This window comes from Streptomyces sp. 13-12-16 (assembly GCF_002114215.1).
Lineage (GTDB): Bacteria > Actinomycetota > Actinomycetes > Streptomycetales > Streptomycetaceae > Streptomyces.
Window position 1 is genome coordinate 1 of sequence record NZ_NCTE01000336.1, and the last position, 5523, is coordinate 5523.

The 5523-nt window shown below is 72.0% G+C and carries 6 protein-coding genes; 2 read left to right on the top strand and 4 right to left on the bottom strand.

The window, feature by feature from the left end; genetic code table 11:
* From B7767_RS14265 to B7767_RS14275, 3 genes are all read right to left on the bottom strand, one after another.
* Positions 1 to 1446: chromosome segregation SMC family protein (locus B7767_RS14265; protein WP_179167148.1), on the bottom strand; the 1446-nt coding region annotated here is incomplete at its 3' end.
* A 281-nt stretch (positions 1447 to 1727) separates the two neighbouring features.
* Entirely contained in the window at positions 1728 to 1931 is a 204-nt protein-coding gene (locus B7767_RS14270; RefSeq protein ID WP_030824772.1) for a hypothetical protein, read from the bottom strand.
* A gap of 377 nt (positions 1932 to 2308) precedes the next feature.
* Positions 2309 to 2590 carry an acylphosphatase gene (locus B7767_RS14275; RefSeq protein WP_085572517.1) on the bottom strand — a complete coding sequence of 94 codons (282 nt, stop codon included), beginning with the start codon at positions 2588 to 2590 and terminating at the stop codon, positions 2309 to 2311.
* A 176-nt stretch (positions 2591 to 2766) separates the two neighbouring features.
* Between B7767_RS14275 and B7767_RS14280 the strand changes: the two genes are divergently transcribed.
* Entirely contained in the window at positions 2767 to 4056 is a 1290-nt protein-coding gene (locus B7767_RS14280) for a CAP domain-containing protein (protein WP_085572518.1), read from the top strand.
* A gap of 54 nt (positions 4057 to 4110) precedes the next feature.
* A complete protein-coding gene (locus B7767_RS14285; RefSeq protein ID WP_085572519.1) occupies positions 4111 to 4509 on the top strand; it encodes a helix-turn-helix domain-containing protein in 399 nt (132 codons plus the stop codon).
* Here the strand turns inward: B7767_RS14285 and mutM are convergent.
* Positions 4482 to 5342 carry a bifunctional DNA-formamidopyrimidine glycosylase/DNA-(apurinic or apyrimidinic site) lyase gene (mutM, locus tag B7767_RS14290; protein WP_085572520.1) on the bottom strand — a complete coding sequence of 287 codons (861 nt, stop codon included), beginning with the start codon at positions 5340 to 5342 and terminating at the stop codon, positions 4482 to 4484. The genes B7767_RS14285 and mutM overlap by 28 nt on opposite strands.
* Between the last annotated feature and the right edge of the window lie 181 nt (positions 5343 to 5523).

Genomic DNA, 5523 nt, shown 5'->3' on the forward strand with positions numbered 1-5523 from the left:
CGCGCGGCTGCGTTCGGCGGCGGTGGCCGCCTCACGGGCGGCGGTGAGGGCGGCCTCCGCGTCCGCGAGCCCCCGCTTGGCGGCATCGTGCAGCTCGGCGAGTTCCGCGTCGCCCGCGTCGAGGCCGTCGACCTCGGCCCGGAGGGCCTCGTACTCCTCCTGCGCGGCGACGGCCCGCTCCTGGGCCTCGTCACGGGCGGCGGCCAGCCGTTCGATCTCCGCCTGGGCGGCGGCGGCACGCGAACGGGCCGCGCCCACCTGCCCCTTGAGTCGGGCGAGCCCCTCGCGCCGGTCGGCGATGGCCCGCGCGGCGTCCTTCAGCCGCCGTTCCTCCTGGGCGAGTTCGCGTTCCAGCTCCGCGCGGTGGACGACCGTGTCCTCCAGCGCGCGTTCGGCCGCCTCCAGTGCGGCCTCCAGTTCGGCCTCCTGCTCGCGGATGCGGGCCGCCTCGCGCTCCATGTCCTCCGGGTCCCGGCCGCGCCGCTCCTCGGGGGGCGCGGAGGTCGCGCTCTGCACGCGCGCGTCGGCCAGCGAGATCGTGCCGCGCACCCGTTCGGCGAGCTGGGAGAGCTCGTACCAGGTCTGCTGGGCACTGTGCAGCCGCGGGGCGAGCCGGCGCACCTCGTCCTCCAGGCGGGCCTCGTGCTGGAGGGCCTTCCCCAGCTCGGCCTCGGCCGCCTCCTTGCGCTCCTTGAGGGCGGCCTCGTCGGCGATCTCGGCCCGCAGCGCCTCGCGCAGCCGTACGAGGTCGTCGGCGAGGAGGCGCAGTCGCGCGTCGCGCAGGTCGGCCTGGATGACGGCGGCCCGCCGCGCGACGGCGGCCTGGCGGCCGAGCGGCTTGAGCTGGCGCCGCAGCTCGTCGGTGAGGTCCTGCACCCGTGCGAGGTTGGCCTGCATCGCGTCCAGCTTCCGCAGCGCCTTCTCCTTGCGCTTGCGGTGCTTGAGGACGCCGGCGGCCTCCTCGATGAAGGCGCGGCGGCCCATGGGGTCGGCGTGCAGTACGGAGTCGAGCCGGCCCTGGCCGACGATGACGTGCATCTCCCGGCCGATGCCGGAGTCGGAGAGCAGTTCCTGGATGTCGAGGAGCCGGCAGGTGTCGCCGTTGATCTGGTACTCGCTGCCGCCGTTGCGGAACATGATCCGCGTGATGGTGACCTCGGCGTACTCGATGGGGAGGGCGCCGTCGGAGTTGTCGATGGTCAGGGACACCTCGGCACGGCCCAGCGGGGGGCGGCCGGTGGTGCCGGCGAAGATGACGTCCTCCATCTTGCCGCCGCGCAGCGACTTGGCGCCCTGCTCGCCCATGACCCAGCTGAGCGCGTCCACGACATTGGACTTGCCCGAGCCGTTCGGACCCACGACGCACGTGATCCCCGGCTCGAACCGGAGCGTGGTCGCGGAGGCGAACGACTTGAAGCCACGGAGGGTCAGGGCCTTGAGGTGCACGCCGCCGGACTTTACCCGCCGGGCGGATCCCACTCCATGAACGCGCGGTTTCGCGGGTGAACGCGCAGGGCAGACCAGACGTTGAAGAGGGTGAAAGGATGCGCGGGACAACGAGCGTCGTGCGCGGGGGTGCGGACGCCGGAGCGGGATCACGGAGGCGGGAAAGAAAGAAGGGACGCCGGGGCGTCCCTTGCAATTCTGACTGCTCGGCGGTGGTGACGGGCGGGCCCGACCACTGCTGTGCCGTTCGTACAGCGGTGAAGTGATCAGCGGTGCAGTGATCAGGTGAGCGCAGGCTCCGCCTGGTGTGCGTCAACGCTCTCCATGATCCTGTCGTGAGAAGCGGCAGCCGCCAGCGCGTCCTTCTCCGCCTGGATCCGTACGAGCTCGGATTCCAGGTCCTGGACACGCTGCTGGAGCCGTCGCATCTCGGCGAGGAGTCGCGGGTCGGAGCCGCCGACGTAACCGAGAAGCGCCTTTGCCATGATGGATGGTCCTCCACAATGAGTGACCGACCGATGCGGTGTGGGTCGTGAGGGATTCGCACCCGCGGTGCTTGGCATGCCTGGAGTTGTGCTGCCGTTCAGCCATGCCAAACAGCTAAGGTGCGCGGGGCTTTCAGCGTCTCACCAAAAAGTTTGAGGGTCAACACGATCACGCCCCGTATTGGCGGACAACCGGGTGCGCACGGCCGGCTGACGGCGGCGGCGCGAGTCTCACGGGTCCTCGGGACGTGGCGATCATCTTGACGGCCGGCGCCGCCCACGGCAAGCCCTTCTCGGCAATCACCAGGACTTTTTCGTCGGGGAGGGATCGTCGCACGGGCCGCCCGCGGTGTCCGGGGCCGCCGGAGCGGGCGGGATCAGCGGATGGCGAAGCCCTCGTAGCCGCCGCGCGGTGTGTCCCAGATCTCGGTGACTCCGTCCACGTGTCCGGGCGTGTCGCCGGCCTGGAGCCAGTCGAGCAGTCCCTCGCAGCGTTCGCGGGCGCCCTCGGCGACCACTTGGACCCTGCCGTCGCCCAGATTGAGAGCAAAACCACTCAGGCCGCCGATCTCCAGCGCCTTGGCACGGGTGAACCAGCGGAAACCCACACCTTGGACACGCCCGCGCACCCAGGCGACCATTCGCACATCCTCGCTCATGGCTGCAACCTAACCGGACAAAGTCACTTGGGGCACACCTGGCCCTTGCGCCATGCGGTAGCGTCCCCAGCCATGAATCTCATATGAAACTCACTCGTTCGTGTGAGTTTCGTGATCATCGGGTTTCGGGTTGGTCGCCAGCATGAGTCGACCGCAAGGACGAGGAAGGCCAGGACATGGGACGCCACCGACGCTCCGCCGCCGGCCGCGCCGCCACGGGCCGCGCCACCGGGGTCACTCATGACGACCCCTACGACGGCGGCCCGCTTCCGAGGGGCGACCGGGGGGACGGCCCGCCCACGATGGGCACCGCGCCGTATCTGAACCCGCAGGCGTACGCCGAGACGTACGCCAGGAGCGAGGCCTACCTCTACGCGACCGACGGCGCCGGAACCCCCGCCGGGGGTGGCGACTTCACCCGCGGCGGCTTCCCGGGCACCGACTTCTCGACGGGCCCGGACTTCTCGACGGGCCCGGACTTCTCGACGGGCCCGGACTTCTCTACGAACCCGGACTTCTCGACGGGTCCGGACCGGAGCGGCACCGCCATGGACCGGATCGGCCACGCCTTCGCCGGTGACGGTCTCGCGCCCGGCGACGACGCGCCCCGCCCCGACGGACACCGGCGCCGGAAGAAGAAGGCCGCGACCCCGGTCCGTACCGGCCTGCTCGGTGTCTCCGCCGCGGTGGCCCTCGGCACGGTGGCGGTGGCCACGGGCGCGGTGCCCGGTCTGGAGAACTACAAGCTCGGCGGCGACAGCGCCCCCGGCGACAGCGTGCAGGCCGGGAACGCGCCGACCAACTCGCCCAGCGAGCAGGGCGGCACGTCCGGCAGCCTGGAAAGCCCGGGCCGCGACGCCGGCACCCCGGCGAGCCGTGACGCCGAGCGCTCCGCCTCGCCCGAGCCGTCCGCGTCGGCCTCGGCGTCGGCCGCGCCGACGAAGACCCCGGAGAAGAAGACCCCGGAGAAGAAGGAGCCCGCGGCGGCCCCCGAGAAGACCGCGGAGAAGACGCCGTCCCGCGAGGCCGCGCCGGAGCCGCAGCCCGAGCAGGAGAAGAAGACGAGCGACCGGGCCCCCTCCTCCGCGGAGGCCGTCGCCGGCGCCGAGGTGCTCCGGCTGGTCAACGTGGAGCGGGCCAAGGTGGGTTGCAGCCCGGTCACCGCGAGCAGCGCGCTGACCGATCTGGCCACGGCGTTCAGCGACGACATGGCCGGCCGCGGCTTCTTCGACCACACCGACCCCGACGGCGACACCCCGTGGGACAGGGCCAAGACGGCCGGCATAAGCAACCTGGGCGGCGAGAACATCGCCCGGGGCCAGGCCGACGCCGCGGCCGTGATGCAGGCCTGGATGGACAGCCCCGGCCACAAGGCGAACATACTGAACTGCGACTTCAAGACGCTGGGCGTGGGCGTCCACATGGGGTCGGGCGGCCCGTGGTGGACCCAGAACTTCGGGTACTGACTCCTGGCTAGCGCAATCGGGTGGTCAGCGCTGCTCTGACGTAGGCTTGCAGGCATGACGACCGCGCGGCGCCCGGAGGAGCAGGAACTCGCCTTCAACGTGTTCGCCAAGGCGTGCCCGTCCCGCGGCACGCTGGAGCATGTGACCGGGCGCTGGGGTGCGCTGACCCTCGGCGCGCTCCATGAGGGCTCGCTGCGGTTCAACGAGCTGCGCCGCCGGGTCGACGGGGTGAGCGAGAAGATGCTCTCCCAGACGCTGCACGCGCTGGAGCGCGACGGGCTGGTGCACCGCGAGGCCCAGCCCACCAACCCGCCCCGCGTGGACTACGAACTGACCCCGCTCGGCCACGAGGTCGCCGGGCGTCTGCTCTCCCTGATCCAGTGCGTCGAGAACAGCATGGACGCGGTGCTCCGGGCCCGTGAGCGCTACGACGGGACGCGCGGCGCCCGCTGACACCTCGGGCAGAAGTAGCTGGACCGGTTCATCCAAGCCCGTCGGCGCATCGGCGTGCCGCAGCGGCGGCAGGGCAGACCCTCACGGCCGTAGGCGTCCAGGGAGCGGTCGAAGTAGCCGGACTCCCCGTTGACGTTGACGTAGAGGCTGTCGAAGCTGGTGCCGCCCACCGCGAGCGCGGCGTTCATGACGTCCCGGACATGGCCCAGCAGGAGCAGGGTGCGCGGGCGGGTGAAGCCGGCCGTGGGTCGCTCGTAGTGGATGCGGGCCCGCCACAGCGCCTCGTCGGCGTAGATGTTGCCGACGCCGCTGATCAGCGACTGGTCGAGCAGGGCCCGCTTGATGGTGGTCCGCTTGCGGCGCAGCGCCTGGTGGAACGCCTCCTCGTCGAAGAGCGGGTCGAGGGGGTCCCGGGCGATGTGCGCGATGACGTCGGGCAGTCCGTCGGGGGTGGTGTCGTGCAGCGACAGACCGCCGAAGGTGCGCTGGTCGACGAAGCGGAGTTCGGTGTCCAGGGCGTCGGTGAAGCGGACGCGGATGCGCAGGTGCTTCTCGTCCGGTGCCGTGTGCGGCTGGACCAGCAGCTGGCCGCTCATGCCGAGGTGGGCCAGGACCGACTGGCCGGTGTCCTCCAGGGGCAGCCACAGGTACTTGCCGCGACGACTGGGGACGCCGATGCGGTGCCCCTCGAGCCGGTGCGCGAAGTCGTCGGCGCCGGCCACGTGACGGCGTACCGCGCGCGGGTGCAGCACCTCGGCGTCGGCGACGGTCCGGTGGGCGACCCACCGCTCGAGTCCGCGCCGTACGACCTCGACCTCGGGCAGCTCGGGCATGGTGTCCCTCCAAGGGCCGGTGTACTGGGAGCCGTCCGGGAGGGCGTCGACGGCCGGCGGCCCGCCGCGCTCGGTCCCTCCCCCGTGCGTGGGGGATCCGCCGCGCGCGGGGTCCCGTCGCGTCGAGGCCGTCCGTCCGGCTCCGGCCCGGACGGCCGGACAGGCTCTGGCGCCGCGAGCG